15 protein-coding genes and 2 pseudogenes are annotated in these 19,028 nt (G+C 34.3%); 6 read left to right on the top strand and 11 right to left on the bottom strand.

All coding sequences use genetic code 11. The annotated features are described in order from the left end of the window. Window positions 1–82 precede the first annotated feature (82 nt). The 3 genes from E0F98_RS12530 to porX are packed head-to-tail and all read right to left on the bottom strand — an operon-like array spanning window position 83 to window position 2,577. A complete protein-coding gene (locus tag E0F98_RS12530; RefSeq protein WP_132111985.1) occupies window positions 83–553 on the bottom strand; it encodes a GNAT family N-acetyltransferase in 471 nt (156 codons plus the stop codon). 15 nt (window positions 554–568) lie between these two features. After that, window positions 569–976, bottom strand: a complete 408-nt coding sequence (gene tsaE, locus E0F98_RS12525) for a tRNA (adenosine(37)-N6)-threonylcarbamoyltransferase complex ATPase subunit type 1 TsaE (protein WP_132111983.1) — start codon at window positions 974–976, stop codon at window positions 569–571. Window positions 977–1,023: 47 nt separating this feature from the next. Next, a complete protein-coding gene (gene porX, locus E0F98_RS12520) occupies window positions 1,024–2,577 on the bottom strand; it encodes a T9SS response regulator signal transducer PorX (RefSeq protein WP_132111981.1) in 1,554 nt (517 codons plus the stop codon). Between the two features lie 536 nt (window positions 2,578–3,113). Here porX and E0F98_RS12515 point away from each other — a divergent pair. From E0F98_RS12515 to E0F98_RS12505, 4 genes are all read left to right on the top strand, one after another. Further along, window positions 3,114–4,133, top strand: coding sequence for a hypothetical protein (locus E0F98_RS12515; protein WP_132111979.1), 1,020 nt, complete (start codon window positions 3,114–3,116; stop codon window positions 4,131–4,133). Window positions 4,134–4,283: 150 nt separating this feature from the next. Next, a complete protein-coding gene (locus E0F98_RS12510; RefSeq protein WP_132111977.1) occupies window positions 4,284–4,757 on the top strand; it encodes a hypothetical protein in 474 nt (157 codons plus the stop codon). A gap of 5 nt (window positions 4,758–4,762) precedes the next feature. Further along, entirely contained in the window at window positions 4,763–4,924 is a 162-nt protein-coding gene (locus E0F98_RS16060) for a hypothetical protein (protein WP_165929317.1), read from the top strand. Window positions 4,925–5,054: 130 nt separating this feature from the next. Next, window positions 5,055–5,264 carry a hypothetical protein gene (locus E0F98_RS12505; RefSeq protein WP_132111975.1) on the top strand — a complete coding sequence of 70 codons (210 nt, stop codon included), beginning with the start codon at window positions 5,055–5,057 and terminating at the stop codon, window positions 5,262–5,264. Window positions 5,265–5,417: 153 nt separating this feature from the next. Here the strand turns inward: E0F98_RS12505 and uvrA are convergent, their stop codons facing one another. From uvrA to E0F98_RS12475, 6 genes and pseudogenes are all read right to left on the bottom strand, one after another. Then, complete coding sequence (uvrA, locus tag E0F98_RS12500) at window positions 5,418–8,249, bottom strand: excinuclease ABC subunit UvrA (protein ID WP_132111973.1); 2,832 nt, start codon at window positions 8,247–8,249, stop codon at window positions 5,418–5,420. Window positions 8,250–8,349: 100 nt separating this feature from the next. Next, on the bottom strand, window positions 8,350–10,134 hold the full coding sequence (locus E0F98_RS12495; RefSeq protein WP_132111971.1) for a chloride channel protein: 1,785 nt from the start codon (window positions 10,132–10,134) through the stop codon (window positions 8,350–8,352). A gap of 22 nt (window positions 10,135–10,156) precedes the next feature. Then, window positions 10,157–10,309 (bottom strand): annotated as a pseudogene (locus E0F98_RS16320) (DNA alkylation repair protein); the annotation flags it as partial. 83 nt (window positions 10,310–10,392) lie between these two features. Further along, entirely contained in the window at window positions 10,393–12,081 is a 1,689-nt protein-coding gene (ggt, locus tag E0F98_RS12485; protein WP_132111969.1) for a gamma-glutamyltransferase, read from the bottom strand. A gap of 32 nt (window positions 12,082–12,113) precedes the next feature. Further along, window positions 12,114–12,383, bottom strand: a pseudogene (locus E0F98_RS12480) (gamma-glutamyltransferase); the annotation flags it as partial. Between the two features lie 87 nt (window positions 12,384–12,470). After that, on the bottom strand, window positions 12,471–13,055 hold the full coding sequence (locus E0F98_RS12475) for an acyl carrier protein phosphodiesterase (RefSeq protein ID WP_132111967.1): 585 nt from the start codon (window positions 13,053–13,055) through the stop codon (window positions 12,471–12,473). 98 nt (window positions 13,056–13,153) lie between these two features. Between E0F98_RS12475 and glmM the strand changes: the two genes are divergently transcribed. Beyond that, window positions 13,154–14,557: a phosphoglucosamine mutase gene (glmM, locus tag E0F98_RS12470; protein WP_132111965.1), complete on the top strand. Its 1,404-nt coding sequence runs from the start codon at window positions 13,154–13,156 to the stop codon at window positions 14,555–14,557. A gap of 132 nt (window positions 14,558–14,689) precedes the next feature. On the opposite strand, the gene E0F98_RS12465 is transcribed toward glmM, so the two are convergent. After that, window positions 14,690–15,088, bottom strand: coding sequence for a DoxX family protein (locus tag E0F98_RS12465; protein WP_132111963.1), 399 nt, complete (start codon window positions 15,086–15,088; stop codon window positions 14,690–14,692). A 548-nt stretch (window positions 15,089–15,636) separates the two neighbouring features. Between E0F98_RS12465 and E0F98_RS12460 the strand changes: the two genes are divergently transcribed. Further along, window positions 15,637–16,191, top strand: coding sequence for a fasciclin domain-containing protein (locus tag E0F98_RS12460; RefSeq protein WP_132111961.1), 555 nt, complete (start codon window positions 15,637–15,639; stop codon window positions 16,189–16,191). Window positions 16,192–16,316: 125 nt separating this feature from the next. Here the strand turns inward: E0F98_RS12460 and pheT are convergent, their stop codons facing one another. After that, the gene (pheT, locus tag E0F98_RS12455) at window positions 16,317–18,737 is read right to left on the bottom strand and encodes a phenylalanine--tRNA ligase subunit beta (protein WP_132111959.1); all 2,421 of its coding nucleotides are present in this window, start codon (window positions 18,735–18,737) and stop codon (window positions 16,317–16,319) included. Between the last annotated feature and the right edge of the window lie 291 nt (window positions 18,738–19,028).

The raw sequence follows: 19,028 nt of genomic DNA, 5'->3' as shown, positions 1-19,028 counted from the left end.
ATTAGAGGTAAAATTACGTAAAAAGATTAAAAAACAGGCTTTAAACGGGTTTAAATATTCGAACAAGAATGATTTTGAAACCTTAAATTATTTTTTCCATTTTTATATCGGCTCTTTCATAAACACCAGCTTCTAAAGGAATTTCCTTAAAACCGAATTTTTCATACAAAGTGATGGCGGGAACTAGCTTTCTATTCGAATAGATAATTATCTTTTTAAGTTGCTTTTCTTCGGCAGTTTTAACGCAGTGTTCCATGAGTTTTTTTCCTATTCCTAGACCTTGAACGCCATCAGTAACGGCCATTTTGCTCAGCTCAAATTCAGATTCGTTCATTTTTAGCAAGGAAACAGTACCTACAATTTTATCATTGTATTTAGCATAAAAGATCATTCCACCTTTATCAATGATTTCTTCTTGCGGATTAGAAAGCACGAGCTCGTCTTTGGGCTCGACCTTAAAATATTTGTTAAGCCATTCTAGGTTTAAAGTTTTTATAGGTTCCTTCAAATCTGAAGAAAAAGGGATGATTGCAACTGTATTCTCGGCGTTCATATTTTTTGTATTTCTTTAGCTTAATTTTAATAGTCGTTTGCCGCCGGCTAGTTCTTGGATTGTAATAACAGAGTGGGAATCTGGGATTAGGTTTGGGATATTTTCGGCCCATTCGATAAAACACCAGTTTCCAGAATATAAGTATTCATCAACACCCATATCTAGTGCTTCCACTTCGTTTTTTAATCTGTAAAAATCAAAATGGTAAACAACCTGATTGTTAGTAGTATGATACTCGTTAACTAAAGAAAAGGTTGGACTACTCGTCGCTTCTGTAACCCCAAGTTCTTTGGCTAGTTGTTTGATAAAAGTGGTTTTTCCAGCACCCATTTCTCCGTGAAAAAGGATCACTTTATTAGGTTTTTTAGCAACAACGGCTTGTGCAGCGTTTTCGATTTCATCTAATGAAAAAGTAATTTCCATTTTAAAAATTTGTTTAAAGTTTAAGGTTTCAAGTTTTTTTGAATTGACTATTTCGGATTAAAAATTAAACACGGTATAATCATTTCTTCTAATGAAATTCCACCGTGTTGATAGGTATTTCTATAATAACTCACATAATGATTGAAGTTATTTACATAGGCCAGAAACAAATCGTTTTTTGCAAAAATATAAGAACTACTCATATTAATGGTAGGTAAACCTATTTTTTTTGGATCTTTTACCGCATAAACATCTTTGTATTCATAGGTCAGGCTGCGTCCAGTTTTGTAACGCAAATTAAGGCTGGTGTTTTTATCGCCCACGACTTTGGACGGGTTTTTTACATTTATAGTTCCGTGGTCTGTGGTTATAATCAGTTTGAAACCTAGTTTTTGTGCTTGCTGGATGATTTCTAGCAGTGGAGAATTCTTGAACCAGCTCAATGTCAAAGAGCGGTACGCCTTATCATCTGAAGCGAGCTCTTTTACCACGTCCATTTCGGTTTTGGCGTGGGATAACATATCTACAAAATTATAAACTACGGTAACCAGGTCGTTGTCTCTAAGTCCTTTGAAATTTTCTACCAGCTTTTTACCGGCAGCCAAGTTGGTTATTTTGAAATAATCCTCTTTGATGTTTAATCCAAGACGTTTTAATTGTGCTGATAAAAACTCAGCTTCATATAGGTTTTTACCGCCTTCTTCCGGATCATTTTTCCAGTATTGTGGAAACTTAGTTTCCATCTCCAGTGGTGTCAAACCAGAGAAAATAGCGTTTCGAGCATATTGCGTTGCGGTGGGAAGAATAGAGAAGTAAGGCACTTCTTTTTCCAGTTTATAATAGTTAGCGACTTCGCTTTCAAATGTTTTCCACTGGTCGTAGCGCAAATTGTCAATCACCACAAACAAAATGGGTTTCTCTTTCTTTACAATTTCAGGAACGACTAATTCTCTGAATAAAGTATGCGATTGAATGGGTTTGTCAGCCTTTGGTAAAAACCAATCTTCATAATTGCGCTCGATGAATTTTCCAAACTGCGAGTTAGCTTCCGCTTTTTGAGATTCTAAAATCTCAATCATCCCATGATCGTTGATATTCTCGAGATTAAGCTCCCAAAAAATCAATTTTTTATACAATTCCACCCAGTCTTCATAAGAATTCACCATCGCCATTTCCATAGAAATTTTACGAAATTCTTTCTGATAGTCTAAAGTGGTTTTTTGCGAAATTAGTCGCGAGTGATCGAGATTCTTCTTTAAACTCAATAAAATCTGATTTGGGTTCACTGGTTTAATCAGGTAATCGGCAATTTTAGAACCTATTGCTTCCTCCATGATGTACTCTTCCTCACTTTTAGTAATCATAATCATGGGAACAGCCGACTTTTTCTCCTTCATTTCAGACAGTGTTTCTAGACCGCTCATTCCGGGCATGTTTTCATCTAGAAAAACGATATCAAAATTTTCATTATCGAAAATATCAATGGCATCACGGCCGTTATTACAGGTCGTAACACTGTAATTTTTCTTTTCTAGGAATAATATGTGTGGTTTTAAATAATCGATTTCATCGTCTACCCAAAGTATTTTTATCTTATCCATATATGTATAATTCGTATTTGTCTTGTTATTTTGCTGTCATCACTAAGAAATAGGAAGCTCACAATTGATTGCTTTAGCACGCTATAACCGCAGTTTTATTCTGCCAATTTACAGATTTTTGAAGCTTTAACTTGCTAATATTATGATAATTTTTCTTGATAAATTATACGGCCAAAGGAGGGGAGTTTATTGGGCGATAAATTTAGAAATTAAAACTGTTTATAATGAAAAAAGATGACGTCTTTCAGCTGATTTTATACTAAATTCTAACAACGTTTTCTTTGTGATTGCACTGTTCTACTTCTTTAATCACAACGGCAGTGGCTCTTGATATATTATCCGGTTGTTACAATCTTTTTAGATTAAATAACACAATGAAGGATTGTCTCGCGAAACTCTGGGACACGCCAGATCTATATAAGTCTTAAAAAAAAATAGTAAGAAAAAACATAATTACTAAGTTGACGGAGTGAAAAAGAAGTATATATTTGATGTTATAGAAAATTTGTAAACAATTTTATAAAAAAAACTAATAAATGAAAAACAGTACACCAAGTCAAGCTGCAAATGATATAGCGATTATTGATGAATCGCAAATTAAACAATTTCAATCGTTATATTATTTAATAAAAGGAAAAAGAGACACTGATATTAAGCTGTTTACAGAATTTAAGCAATTTTCATTTGAAGATGTCTTAGAATTAAATGATAAAGTTTACAAAATATTAGAAGTGCATAAATTGATTACAGATATCGTAAATGTAAATGTAGGTTTAGAAAATAAAGAAATAAAAACATTTGGCAATTGGAACGAATTTAAAAATACAGATTGGAATATTTCTGCAAGAACAAAATACATTAGTATAGAATGGGACTTTAATTTATTATTTCAAAATCAATTTCATAATGTTCCTCAAACTCATACAATGCGAGTTAGAATTGGAAATAGTTTAAAACCAAGTGAAATGATTCAAGTAGTTTTCCAAGGTGGTGATGAATATGAATTAGAAGAAGCTCAAGCGCAAATGTCTTGTAAAATTGATTTTATAAATGCTCAAATTTGTAATCAATTAAAAATAACAGTAAGTGAGTGGTATGAAGCTTTGCCAAAAAACAGCGAAGAGCATAAATTAATTAAATTTATATTAAAACATGAAGTCAAATTTCAGAATTTAATAGTTTTCTCTTTCCTTACTTCAGCCATCATATTACTTAATTATTTATTTAGCATAAGTATTAATAATGAAATTGAAATATTACCAAAGGATATAAATCAGAAGATGTTCTTTTTTATCACTCTTTCTATAGGGGTTTTTTATATGTTTTATAAATTCGGTCAACTATTATCAAATAGAATGATGCATAAGCAAATAAATAAATTGAAAAGAAATCCTATGTTTGAATTTACCAAAGGTGATAAAAATAGGTTTACAGAAATTAGAAAAGAAAACAAACAGCTGATTAATGGATTATTTGTAACATTATTAATTGGTTTATCAATTAATGGATTGACTGCTTTAATCGGATTTATACTTGAACTTATTTTAAAAAATTAAGAACGTTCACCCTTCGTTTGGTAAATTATGGGTTTAATAAAATTAGTATTTCACATCAAGTTTTCTTAAAGCCGAAAATTTAGAATTTGCCAATCACAAACTATCTAAAAATAGCAAACCATTGGCAGAAATGCTAGAAAAAAGACAGATTTGAAATTCAGAGTAGTAATTGTATTATTGTTTTTATTTACAAGTTGCCATCCATTATTTTGTAGGTGGCAAAACGGATATTCCGCATTAATCGAGGAACCAACTAAGGAAAGTTTAATCGGGAAATATGAGCTAAGCAGGAAATCTAAATCATTTTTAAATGATAGCTACGACGTTTGGCCAGTAAGAATTGAACTTACTGAAAATATGAAATACAAATTATTATTTGAAGAAAATCCGAGTAGTTTGGGAGACACAATCTTTTCAAATGATAGAGACTTAAATGAAACTAAAAAGAATGTTATAGGTAAATGGTCAACTTATTTTAACAAAAAAGACAAGTATTGCTTGATTGAACTTGAAGGACTGACTGTAGAGCCTTTATTTGAAAAAAACAATAATTTTGCAATATCGATAACTATTGGTGACGGAGATAACTGTGAAGGAATTATGTATGAGAAAATTAAAAAATAAAGAATATGAATAGAGTTAGAATTATTGGGTTAGTTCTGGTGATAATTGGAATTATATTGCACCTTTCTTTCGAGAATGACGGAATTGATTTTTTAACTGGAGCTTTTGTTGGCGGTGGAGTAACTTTGTTATTTACTGGACAATTTAAATTGAAAAAGACCAACTAAATAGAAAAAACTATGAAAGTAATCTCTAACCAAAAAAAAATACTATCCCTTCTTCCTGCAGCTTTCGGAGGCCAGGTTTGCGGGGGTATATTAAAAACAATAGAAAGAAAAAACACCTAACTATTTCACTATGAAAATCTCTAAGACCGTATATTTAATATTAGCGCTTATCTTTTTATTCTCTTTTATTCAATCCTTATTTGATGCTAGAATCACTCCTAAAATCTTCTTTTGGGAAGTGAATATTTGGGTTTATCGACTGTTTAGGTTGGCGGTAGCTGTGCTATTTATGAAATCCTACTTAGATATGAAAAAAGAGGAGAAGAAAACGGCGGATTAATTTTATCTGATTTTAGTGAAGAAGTTATCTTAAACAATCTAGATACTTAACACTTGGTAAAATTCCATATTCCGATCGCTATCGGAATATGGAATAAAATTTTATGGATTAGTTTTTAACTAAAAAATCTGTGAATGCTGTGTTTAAAAACTCTTACTGCAATTCCTTTTTCAAAAACTTCGCCGTATAGCTTTTTTTATTGTCTGCTATTTCTTCGGGAGTTCCTTTAGCAACGACTTTTCCGCCGCCTTTTCCGCCTTCAGGACCAATATCTATAATATAATCCGCTAGTTTTATTACATCCATATTATGTTCGATAATCAGGATGGTATTTCCCTTGTCAACTAATTTGTTGATAACAGTCATCAATACTCTAATGTCTTCAAAATGTAGTCCAGTAGTGGGTTCGTCCAGTATGTAAAAGGTATTTCCCGTATCTTTTTTGGATAATTCTCCTGCTAATTTGATACGTTGTGCTTCCCCGCCCGAAAGTGTGGTGCTTTGCTGGCCAAGAGTGATATATCCTAAACCTACATCTTGGATGGTTTTTACTTTGCGGTAAATCTTCGGAATCATTTCGAAAAACGGAACTGCTTCATCCACGGTCATATTCAACACGTCAGAAATGGATTTTCCTTTGAAACGAATTTCCAGAGTTTCTCTGTTAAAACGTTTTCCTTGGCAGGTTTCACATTCTACATAAACGTCTGGTAAAAAGTTCATTTCGATGGTACGCACACCAGAACCCTGACAAGTTTCGCATCGTCCGCCTTTTACATTAAAGCTAAAACGTCCCGCTTTGTAGCCACGAATCATACTCTCTGAAGTCATGGTGAACAATTTCCTGATCTCGGTAAATACCTCAGTATAAGTAGCAGGATTAGAACGCGGTGTTCTTCCTATTGGGCTTTGGTCAATATCGATAACTTTATCAATATGTTCTAAACCTTCGATTTTTTTATAGGGCTGCGGTTTTTTTACGCCATTAAAATAATAGGCGTTCAAAATAGGGTAGAGCGTTTCATTGATCAAGGTCGATTTGCCGCTTCCCGATACTCCAGTAACGCAAATCATTTTCCCCAACGGCAGCTCGATAGTAACATTTTTCAAGTTGTTTCCTGTGGCACCCGATAATTTTAAAAATTTTCCGTTACCTTCTCGTCGCTTTTTCGGAATTTCAAACTTCATTTTTCCGTTCAGATATTGAGCTGTGATAGTATCAGAAGCCAAAGTTTCGGCTGGTGTACCAATGCTGATAATCTCGCCTCCATATTTTCCGGCTTTCGGACCAATATCGATAACATAATCGGCTTGTTCAATCATGTCTTTATCATGCTCGACCACAATAACTGAGTTCCCTATATCGCGTAACTGTTCGAGTGAATGAATCAGCTTTTCATTGTCTCTTTGGTGTAAACCGATACTTGGTTCATCCAAAATATACAAGACACCTACTAATTGAGAACCTATCTGAGTTGCTAGTCGAATACGTTGTGCTTCACCACCAGAAAGTGATTTTGAACTTCGGCTTAAAGCCAAATAATCTAAACCTACGTTCATTAAAAAGTTTAGTCTGTCCTTAATCTCTTTGATTACCTCAGTGGCGATACGCTGCTGTTTATCAGATAGTCGGCTGTCTAAATCATGAAACCATGCGGTCAGGTCAGAAATGTCCATCGCACACAATTCGGTGATATTTTGCTCGTCGATTTTAAAGAATTGTGCTTCTTTTTTCAAACGAGAACCATCACAAACAGGACATGGAATTTCGTCCATGAATTCCTTAGCCCATCTTTTGATAGTTGTAGAACCGCTTTCGTCGTGCTGGTTTTTTATAAAATGGGATATACCTTCAAAGTCAATTTTGTAATCTCGGGCAACACCTAAATCTTTAGAGTTTACGGTAAACTTTTCTTTCCCTCCATTCAAAATCATTTCCATTGCTTCCTCCGGAATTTTTTCGATAGCATCAGTGATTTTGAAACCATATTTCTCGCCAATGATTTCTAATTGCTTAAAAATCCAGGACGATTTGTATTCGCCCAAAGGCGCAAAACCACCCGCTTTTATAGACAATTTAGGATTTGGAATAATCTTCTTGGTGTTGATTTCGTTTACTGTTCCCAGTCCTTTACAATGATCGCAAGCTCCTTTTGGAGAGTTGAAAGAAAATAAATTCGGTTCTGGATTTTGATAGGATATTCCGGTTGTGGGACACATCAAATTTCTACTAAAATAGCGAACTTCCTGCGAATCTTGATCTAGGACCATTAATACATTCTCACCATGATGCATGGCAGTATTGATGCTTTCGCTTAATCGTTTTTCATTATCAGGAGTATTTTCGATTACCATACGATCCACAACAATCTCAATATCATGGGTTTTGTAACGATCTAACTTCATTCCTGGGGTAATGTCGAGAACATCTCCATTTACACGCACTTTTAAGAAACCTTGCTTAGCTATTTGCTGAAATAATTCTCCGTAATGTCCTTTTCTAGCTCGAATAACGGGAGCTAGGATATTGATTCGTTTTCCCGTAAAATCTTCAATAATCAGGTCTTTGATTTGTTCATCAGAGTAGCTGACCATTTTCTCTCCAGTATTGTAACTGTAAGCATCGGCTGCTCGTGCGTACAGTAAACGCAAGAAATCATATATTTCAGTAATAGTTCCCACAGTTGACCGCGGACTTTTACTGGTCGTTTTTTGTTCGATGGCAATAACAGGCGATAGTCCATCAATTTTATCGACATCTGGACGTTCTAGGCCTCCAAGGAATTGTCTGGCATAAGCAGAGAAAGTTTCTACATAGCGACGCTGTCCTTCGGCGTAAATAGTATCAAATGCGAGGGATGATTTTCCAGACCCTGAAAGACCAGTAATTACTACTAGTTTTTCGCGGGGAATTGAAACATCTATATTTTTTAGATTGTGAACGCGAGCGCCTTGAACCTCAATGGTATTGTCTTTATCTAACATAAGTTTTGCAAATTCCGAATAGTCGGAAGCAAAGTTACCATTTTGATTTATTCTTTCGATAGAACAATGTAGAAGTTTATGTTAAAAGTAGGCTGTTTTTCTACTCTATTGTCATTGATTTCAATTTGGTACGATAGGCTTCTAGCGCTACGGATTTAGATATAAAACCAAAGTATTTATCATCTTTCACCACAGGTAAAAAGGCCATTTTAGAGCGTTCAAATTTGTTCATCACCGTTTCCATTGTATTGAATGGATAGATGATTTCAGTAGGAACGGTCATGATATTTTTGACCAAAGTATATTTTACTCGGTAGGTATTAAAAATTATTTCCCGAATATTATTGAAATGAACAACGCCTAATAAGTGTTTATCTGTATCGACAACCGCAAAAATGACCTGATTCGAATGCGAAATTAAATCTACTAATTTCTCTAAATTTTCATCAGGTGTAACCGTTAAATAATCCGTTTGGATAATCGAGCTAGTATCTAAGGTAACCAGGATGTTAGTGTCTTTATTACTAGTGAAAGCATGTCCTTTTCTAGCCAGTTCTTTGACATCCATAGAGTGTCTTTCAAATCGTTTTGAAATGGCAAAACTTATCGATGCCACAATCATCAAGGGAAGCATTAAACTGTAGCCGCCGGTAATCTCCGCAATCAGGAAAATGGCGGTTAGTGGAGCGTGGAATAATCCGCTCAAAATACCGGCCATACCTACTATAGTGAAATTACTAACGGGTAGGTGGGTTAATCCAGTAAGATTTATTGCTTTCGAAAATACAAATCCTAGATAGGATCCTATAAATAAAGACGGCGCAAAGTTGCCTCCGTTTCCACCAGCACCTAATGTAATTCCAGTCGCAAAAACTTTTACCATCATCGTTAAACCAACAAATACCAATAAAACCCAGCTGTTGTCTTTAAAACTACTAAAGAGTGTGTTTTCTAACATAACACCGGGATTGTCCTCTGATAAGATTTTAATACTTTCATATCCCTCACCAAAGAGTGTAGGAAAGATAAAAATTAAAACGGCTAGAATAGAGGCTCCGACCATTGCTTTTCTGTACGGCCCCAGTTTCATTTTGGCAAAATAATGCTCTGTTCTTTGAAAATATCGGGTGTAATAGACAGACATAAAACCTGTTAACACTCCGAGTAGGATATAAAAAGGAATTTTATAATAATCGAAAACTTGTTGTTGTCTAAAATTTAATAAAATAGATTCATCCAAAATAATTTCTGAAACCAAAGCACCCGTGGCGGCAGCGATCATAATTGGTGTAAAAGCAGCGATGCTTACATCTACTAGTAAGAATTCGACAGCAAATAGAACACCGGCAATGGGAGCGTTAAATGCCGCAGCTATTCCGGCTGCAACACCACAACCTATAAGTAGCGTTCTGTCTTTGTAACTCAGTTTGTAACGTTGTGCATAATTTGAGCCAAAAGCGGCACCAGCAATAACAATTGGACTCTCTAAACCTGCCGATCCTCCAAGTCCAACAGTAAGCGAACTTGTTACAATCTGGGCATACATCTGTTTTTTTGGAACTATACTGGCTTTCTTGGCAACGGAATATAATATTTGGGAAGTCCCTTTTTCGATAGAACCGCCTAACAATCGTTTTACCACAAATACAGTTAAAAGTAAACCCGCAATAGGTAAGACACTGTTTATGAAACTTAGTTTTAAAATTCCATTTATATATGTCGCAAATACGTAAACCTGGTGGGCAAATGTTTTAAGTACAATCACCGCAAATGCTGAAGAAATACCTACTAATACACTTGATAGGAAAATGAATTGCTTTTCGGTTAGCATCGATTGCGACCAGCCAATAATATTTTCTAATTTAGTGAGGTACTTTTTGAACATTAATTTTTTTTTTTTGAAAATGCTAAATTACTATTATTTTAATGATCCCATAAATTTTAAGTGCTTCTTTTCTGCCTAAAAGCTTTAGATTTGGCGTAGCTTGAAATTCTTTTACTTTACTAAGTTTTGTTTTTATGTATTCCCGTAATACCCATCTAATTGCCTTCCTAATAAAGAATTTGGATGATGATTATTACTGTATCACCGTTGCGGTTTTCTTGTAATAAAGTTTCTAAATCACTCATGAATCCCATTTTTCTAAAATCCAACTGCAGTATCATCTCCTCTATAGTCGGCACCACCTTCCAGTTTATTGTTTGGAAGTACCAAAATAGCATCCACTTTTCCAATAACGGGAGTTGTTTTTTCATTAATTAGATAGCCTTTCGATTTTAATGTATCGAAGGTTTGTGTGCTAAAAGTATTAGGCTCGAATGTGATCAAATCCGGTAGCCATTGATGGTGAAATCGGGGCACATTGACCGCTTCTTGCATACTTAAATTGTATTCATAAACATTTAAGATCGTTTGCAAAACGGATGTGATAATGGTCGAACCTCCAGGAGAGCCGACAGTCATAAATAGTTTACCGTTTTTTTCTACAATAGTTGGTGTCATGGAACTCAACATTCTTTTTTGCGGGGCAATACTGTTTGCCTCATTTCCTACGAGTCCAAACATATTAGGTACTCCCGGTTTTGCGCTGAAATCATCCATTTCATTGTTTAAGAAAAAGCCTAACTCATCACAGTAATATTTAGACCCAAAACCTGCGTTTAAAGTGGTTGTAGCAGCAATAGCATTCCCATATTGATCTACAATAGAGTAGTGGGTGGTTTCCATGCTTTCATTATAATTCACGTTTCCTTCCTTGATATCTGATGATAAAGTGGCTTTGTCAAAACTAAAATCAGACATTCTTTGCTTTAGATAATTGTCGTCCATTAATGCCTTTAAAGGTATTTTGACAAAATCAGGGTCTCCCAGAAAGTAGCTTCGGTCAGCATAGGCTCTTCGTTCTGCTTCCACAATTACTTGTATCGATTGTGAGGAATTATGTCCCATTGCAGCCAAATCATAAGGAGCGATCATATTAAATATTTGCGCCAGACAAATTCCGCCACTGCTAGGAGGTGCCATCGAAATGATGTTTAAATCTTTGTATTTAAAACTAAGCGGCGTTCTCCATTTCGCTTCATATTGAGCTAAATCTTCCATTGTGATAATCGCTCCTTTTTCTTGAAGATAATTCACTAGTGTTTTTGCAGTTTCGCCCTTGTAAAATTCGTCGCGGCCATTTTTGGCAATCCTTCTTAATGTTGCGGCTAGTGCTGGATATTTTATAGTGTCTTTTTCTATATACACTTTCGATAAAACCGAATTCGGACCATTAACTGCATTAATCTCCTTACGGAAGCTGTTCAAGCGCTCTTCTTGTTTCTGGGTAACCACAACGCCTCGTTCTGCCAGTTCAATGACTGGTTTAAGAATTACAGCTATTGGTAAAGAACCTAATTTTTTATGAACTTCAAAAACTCCAGCTATTGTTCCAGGGATTCCTATAGCTAATGGAGATTTAGTACTTTTTCCTGGAATAACGTTTCCATTTGCATCTAAGAACATATCTTTTGTGGCTGCTAATGGCGCTTTCTCACGATAGTCTAAAGTTCCTTTTTCGCCATTTGCTTTTCTATAGACCATAAATCCGCCACCGCCAATGTTTCCAGCGTAGGGGTAGGCTACGGCCAATGCCAATTCGGTTGCGATCATGGCATCAAATGCATTTCCGCCTTTTTTCATGATTTCGACACCTATTGCAGAAGCCTCTTCACGTGCCGAAACAACCATTGCCTTATTTGCTATTAGTCCTGTAGGCTTGACAATACTATTTTTTGATTTACAGCTAAAAATAATAACGGCACACGACAGTAAAACGATTTTTTTCATCTTTCTTTCAATTTATAAAGGAATAATTTATTCTAGAAACCTACCGCTTTATTGTCATTTCTATTAGCAGCACCACCTTCCAGTTTACCATTTGGAATGACTAAGATAGCATCAAACTGCCTGATTATCTATTTGTTAGCTTCGTTTATTTTGTACTCTTTTTCTTTTAGTTCTTTTATAGTTTTTTTTGAAAAAGAATTAGGTTCAAAAGTGATTTCATCAGGAAGCCATTGATGATGAAAACGAGGCGTATTTACAGCTTCCTGCATGCTCATATCTTTTTCAACATTGTAGGTTGTTTTGGTTTATTAGTTGTTGCAATTTTATTTAAACATTTAAGTCATATCAGAAATAGGTTTGATCTTAGTGTTTTTCGAAAGAAATAAAACTCATTTCTCTATTAATTTTTGTTGCGCATGTACTCTCAATTCCTCAAAGAACACTGTGAATTCCTGCTCAAATTCAGTATAGAACTCTGTGAGTTCCTCTGTCGCAAAGCGCATTTTGGATTGATTCTTTGTTCGCTTATCCATTTGTGTCAATATATGTTCGATACCTTCAACAGTTTGGTAAATAAGTAACCAATTTTCTTCTAACATATAAGGCATCATACCAATTGTTTTTTCGGTCAAAATGGGAATGTTGTCTGATAAAGATTTATAAAAGGCTGTAACATAGTTTTCTAAACTTTCATTCGAGTAATTAACCCAGTTTTTTGCCAGGAAATGATCATAGAAAATATCAATAATCACACCCGCATAATGATGGTATCTGGCATGTAGTTTTTTAGTGCTTTGTCTAAAAATGGGATGGGCGTCAGTAAAGGTATCAATTGCGCGATGAAGCACAATTCCCTTCTGAACATCAGGAGGGTAATTTAAATAATGTTTACCGCGAATCCCATCGGCCATAAAATTGCCAATTTTTATTAAATCATTGTCGTCAGAAAGATAGATGTGTGCTAAGAAGTTCATTCGCCTAAATTATGAATTCTAAACGACTTATTTAAAATCTCAATTATTATATTTGTGAGAAATTAAAAGGAACTAACTAAATAATAAAAACTAGACGAATGACTCTAATAAAATCAATATCAGGAATACGTGGTACAATAGGAGGGAAAGTAGGAGACAACTTGACACCAGTAGATGCTGTCAAATTTGCATCGGCTTATGGAACATGGTTAAAAAACTATGAAGATTCTTCAATTGTTAGAACTGGAAAATTAAAAGTTGTAGTGGGGCGTGATGCTCGTATATCTGGACCTATGATTCATAATCTAGTGGTGAATACTCTAATTGGTTTAGGTATTGACGTTATTGATTTAGGTTTGTCAACAACACCAACAGTTGAGGTTGCTGTTCCTTTGGAGAAAGCAGATGGTGGAATTATCCTTACGGCTTCACACAATCCGAAGCAATGGAACGCTTTAAAGTTATTAAATGAAAAAGGGGAATTTCTTAATAGTATCGAAGGAGAGAAGATCCTTGTTATCGCTGAAGAAGAAGCATTCGATTTCTCAGATGTGGATAGTTTAGGCGAAATCACAGAAAATGATGCCTACATGGACATTCATATTGACGAGGTTTTAAACTTAGCTTTAGTGGATGTAGATGCCGTAAAAGCGGCCAAATTCAAAGTAGTTGTGGACGGTGTAAACTCTTCGGGAGGGATTATTATTCCGAAATTATTAGAATTAATGGGTGTCGAAGTAGTGAAATTATACTGTGACCCAACAGGTCATTTCCCACACAATCCAGAGCCATTAAAAGAGCATTTAACCGATATTTCAGAATTAGTGGTTAAGGAAAAAGCTGATTTAGGAGTTGTTGTTGATCCAGATGTTGACCGTTTAGCCTTTGTTTGTGAGGACGGAGAAATGTTTGGTGAAGAATATACATTAGTGGCTTGTGCAGACTATGTTTTGAGTAAAACGCCTGGGAATGCTGTTTCTAACATGTCTTCTTCTCGTGCATTAAGAGATATTGCTAACAAACACAACGGAAGTTATGAAGCTAGCGCTGTAGGTGAAGTGAATGTGGTACATTTAATGAAAAAGAATAATGCAATTATAGGAGGTGAAGGAAATGGAGGAATCATTTATCCAGAGTCACATTATGGTCGTGACAGCTTGGTAGGAGTTGCTTTATTTCTGACACATTTGGCCAATAAAAAAATGTCGGTTTCGGCTTTACGTGCTTCCTATCCTCAATACTATATGAGTAAAAACAAAATTGAGTTGACGCCACAAATTGACGTTGATGCGATTTTGATTGCTATGACTGATAAATATAAAAACGAAGATATCACCACGATTGACGGAGTGAAAATTGATTTTGAAAATGACTGGGTTCATTTAAGAAAATCTAATACAGAACCTATTATTCGAATTTATACTGAAGCACCTACGCAAGAGCAAGCTGATACGTTGGCATTGCGTATAATTGATGAAATAAAAGAAATCGCTGGAATTTAATTTAGCTGTATTTAATAGACAAAAACCCCTTTCAAGAAAATCTTTGAAAGGGGTTTTGTTTTGCTATTCATGTATTAAAGTGCACAATATATGATGCAAGTAAAATTTGCTTTGCAAATGATTATCAGGTATTTAATCCCATTTATTGGATGAAGACGCCGCTATTTTTCCACCGCCAGTAAAGAATAATGTCAATGCAGCAAAAGTAAATAAGCCCAACAATTCTATTTTCCAACCGCCATTATCGTTTAATGAAAACAGGTCTGCTGAATGAACTAAAAAGAGAGCTGTTAATGTACCGATAATAAAAACAACAGCCGCTAATCGGGTTCGGTATCCAATAATTAATAGTATTGGCGCAACAATTTCAGTGATGTACACTCCATAAGCAATAAATGAAGGAATTCCTTTTCCAGCTAACATACCTTCTATAAAAGAAACGTCTCCTAATTTAGCGATTCCGTGAAGTAACATCATTGCCCCAATTGCAATACGAAGGATTAACAATCCCAAATCATTATTTTTATTCATAATTTTTGTTTTAATTTTTTGGATGATTATGTAATTATAGGAAAGCGTAGATCCTATTTTACTATTCAAATATATTCTATTTATTAAAGCAGATGTAATTTTTTACTTATAAATTTAGTTAGAATGATTTTTAAGGCAGCAGAACTATTCTCAAAGTTTATTTATTAGATTTTTGCATTTTGAAACTATATACTTTAGGTCTATCTCGCTTTAAATTCTAAAAACTTTAGCCCACAAATTCATAAATTTAAAAACACTTATATCTTGAATAATTTTCGAATTTGTGGTCGATATCTGTTTCCCAACCTCGCCGATTTTCAGTCAGTCAAACCAAATCTATGAAACTTCACTCGATAGTGGTTTAGTTAATAGTCACGATTTAAAATCCTCTATAAAATAAATAAAATAACATTCAATTATTATATAAATAACTAATTATCAGTGATTAGTATTTTATAAAATGATTTTCACAAAAATAATTATAATAATTTAAAACTATTTGTTCTTAATCTCCGTAAATGCTTTTATATAACTTAATAAATAGAATTATGAAAACTAAAAAATTTTTATCAGTAGCCTTTTTGGCATTAGTATTTGGAGCAACTTCTTTCGCTCAAAAATCAGTAATGGTAGGTGGAGCAGCAATGTATCCTTCGAAAAACATTATTGAGAATGCAATAAACTCAAAAGACCATACTACATTAGTAGCGGCAGTTAAAGCAGCTGGCTTAGTAGAAACATTGCAAGGGAAAGGGCCTTTTACAGTTTTTGCACCTACAAATGCAGCTTTTGCTAAATTACCAATGGGAACTGTTGAAACCTTATTGAAACCAGAAAATTTAAAAATGCTACAAACAATACTTACTTATCATGTTGTAGCTGGAAAGATGAATGCTTCGGATATTGCTAAAGCAATTAAAGCTGGAAACGGAATAGCAAAATTGAAAACAGTAAGTGGTGGTACATTAACTGCCTGGATGAAAGGGAAAAAATTATACATTACTGATGAAAACGGATCAATGTCGCAAGTTACAATTGCCGATGTGAACCAATCAAACGGTGTAATTCATGTTGTAGATACTGTAGTATTACCTAAATCATAGTATTAAATAAGAGGTTGGTTTTTTGTTTATTAAAAAGTCTTGTGTTTCACAGGACTTTTTTTATATTAAAAAAGCCCAATTCTAAACTTTAGAATTGGGCTTAATTTATGGATAATAGGAATTATTTATCTAAGAGTGGCTCCTAGTTCTGTTTCAAAATTCTTTTGAAGTTTACCCATAATTTTATCAATTTGAGCATCGGTCAAAGTTTTTGCATTATCCTGTATGATAAAACTTAATGCATATGATTTCTTACCTTCGGGTAAATTACTTCCTTCATAAACATCAAATAAATTGATTTCTTTCAAAAGGCTTTTTTCGCTTTGTTTTGCAATCGCATAGATACTGTCATAAGACACATTTTGATCAATCAACAAAGCCAAATCTCTTCTTACTTCTGGGTATTTTGGAATTTCAGTGAATTTAATTTTATTGGAGATCATTTTAATAATGACAGTCCAATTAAAATCAGCATAAAATACTTCTTGTTTGATTCCAAAGTGTTTAAGGATTGATTTTTTTACAATTCCAAATTCAACCAAGGCATTATGACCAGTAGCAATTGCAATTCCTTCTGAAAAAATATCTGATGTTACAGGAGTACTTTGTGTTTTTTGAATTCCAAACCTAGCCAAAACAGCATCTACGTAACCTTTGAACAAAAAGAAATCGGAAGGTTTTTGTGCATTAGTCCAGCTTTCCTTAGACTTGTTTCCTGTAAGAAATAATGTCATGTGTTTGTGCTCTTCAAAACCCGTTAAATATTTATGATAGCTTTTCCCAAATTCGAATAATTTCAAGTCACTATTTCGACGATTGATATTATAAGATATTGCTTCAAGCCCTGAGAATAATAAAGATTGTCTCAAGGTTGCTAAATCATTACTTAATGGGTTTAGCATTGTCACATTGTGTTCTTCTTTTAATGTTTCAGAAAGTTCAATATAAGAAGCCGTTGTCAATGAATTTGCCATTATTTCATTAAATCCTTGCGAATTCAATTGTGCGGCAATTATATTTTGTAATTTATAATCTTCATTTCTAGGAGAATTTGATACTGTTGCATTTAGTTTTTTAGAAAAAATGATGTTGTTGTAGCCGTAAACTCTTAGGATTTCTTCGATTACGTCAATTTCTCGTTGTACATCAACACGATAAGCTGGTATTGTTAAGCCTAGTCCTGTTTCTGAAAAACTATTTACTTTAATGTCTAAAGAAACTAAGATTTGTTTGATCGTATCTTTTGGAATTTCTTGCCCAATAATTTTGGCAACATTACCGAAATTTAAGAATACGGCAAAATCTTCCATTTTCTTTTGGTAAACATCAATTATATCAGATGTAATATCACCACCAGCCACTTCTTGAATTAAAAGAGCAGCGCGTTTTAAAGCATATGCTGTAATGGTAGGATCAATTCCTCTTTCAAAACGGAAAGAAGCATCAGTATTTAGCTGGTGTCTTTTTGCTGTTTTTCGTATGCTTACGGGATTAAAATAAGCACTTTCTAAGAAAATAGAAGTAGTGTGATCTGAAACAGCTGAGTTTTTACCGCCAAAAACACCGGCAATACACAAAGGTCCTTTTTCATCGCAAATCATTAGGTCTTCTTCATGAAGTGTTCGCTCCACATCGTCTAATGTTGTGAACTTAGTTCCTGAAGCTAATGTTTTTACGATTATTTTCCCGTTAATTTTTGTAGCGTCAAAAGCATGTAATGGCTGCCCTAATTCATGCATTACATAATTAGTAACGTCTACGACATTGTTTTTAGGTGTAATTCCTATTGCTTTCAATCTATGCTGTAACCAGCTAGGAGATGGTTTTACAGCAATTCCTGATATTGTAACACCGCAATAACGCGGTGCTAGCGTGGTTTCTTCTACATTTATATCAATTCTAAGCGTTCTCATGTCAACTCTAAAATTGCTGACAGAAGGCGTGATAAGTTCTACGTTTACTCCGCTTTGTATTAAACCCGCTCTTAAATCACGCGCTGTTCCTAGATGACTCATCGCATCGGCACGATTAGGTGTAAGTCCGATTTCGAAAACTTCATCATTTTCTATTTTAAATACAGAAGCTGCTTTTGTTCCAGCCGCAATTTCATTGTCTAATATCATGATACCGTCATGGTTGTGTCCAAGACCTAACTCATCTTCGGCACAAATCATTCCGTGACTTTCCTGTCCACGAATTTTTCCTTTCTTTATGGTAAAAGCTACTCCTGTGGAGTCATATAAAACGGTTCCTATAGTTGCTACAGGGACTTTTTGTCCTGCATCTACATTAGTCGCGCCACATACAATTTGTACAGGTACGCCATTTCCTAAATCAACAGTCGTTATTTTTAGTCTGTCGGCATCAGGATGTGGGATACAAGTAAGTACGTGTCCTACAACTATACCTTCTAAGCCGCCTTTTATAGATTGGTATTTTTCAACAATTTCTACTTCCAGACCTAGATCTGTTAATAATGCAGCTGTTTCTTCTGATTTCCAGTCTATTTTTATGAATTGTTTTAACCAATTATAGGATATTTTCATCTGTCAATTTTAATAACATTACTTCGTTAGTTCGAACTTTGGTGTCGGGTGCAAATATAAGGATTGCAGTTTGTAGTAAGAAACTATTTTTTTTGTTTTTTACCGAAGAATTGACATATTTTGAAAGAAATGATTCTGATGATTTGACACTATAAAACAAATATTTTGTTAATTATGCAGAATAATAACTATAAAAAAATAGATATGAAAATTTAATGCTATTGATTGGTAGAATAGTGCTATAGTGATGGAAAGTATTAAATTATTTTTGATAAAATTAAAAATAGCAAG

This window comes from Flavobacterium hiemivividum (assembly GCF_004349145.1).
Lineage (GTDB): Bacteria > Bacteroidota > Bacteroidia > Flavobacteriales > Flavobacteriaceae > Flavobacterium > Flavobacterium hiemivividum.
Note: the sequence above shows the minus strand (reverse complement) of the source record. Positions and strands in the feature narration are given on the sequence as shown.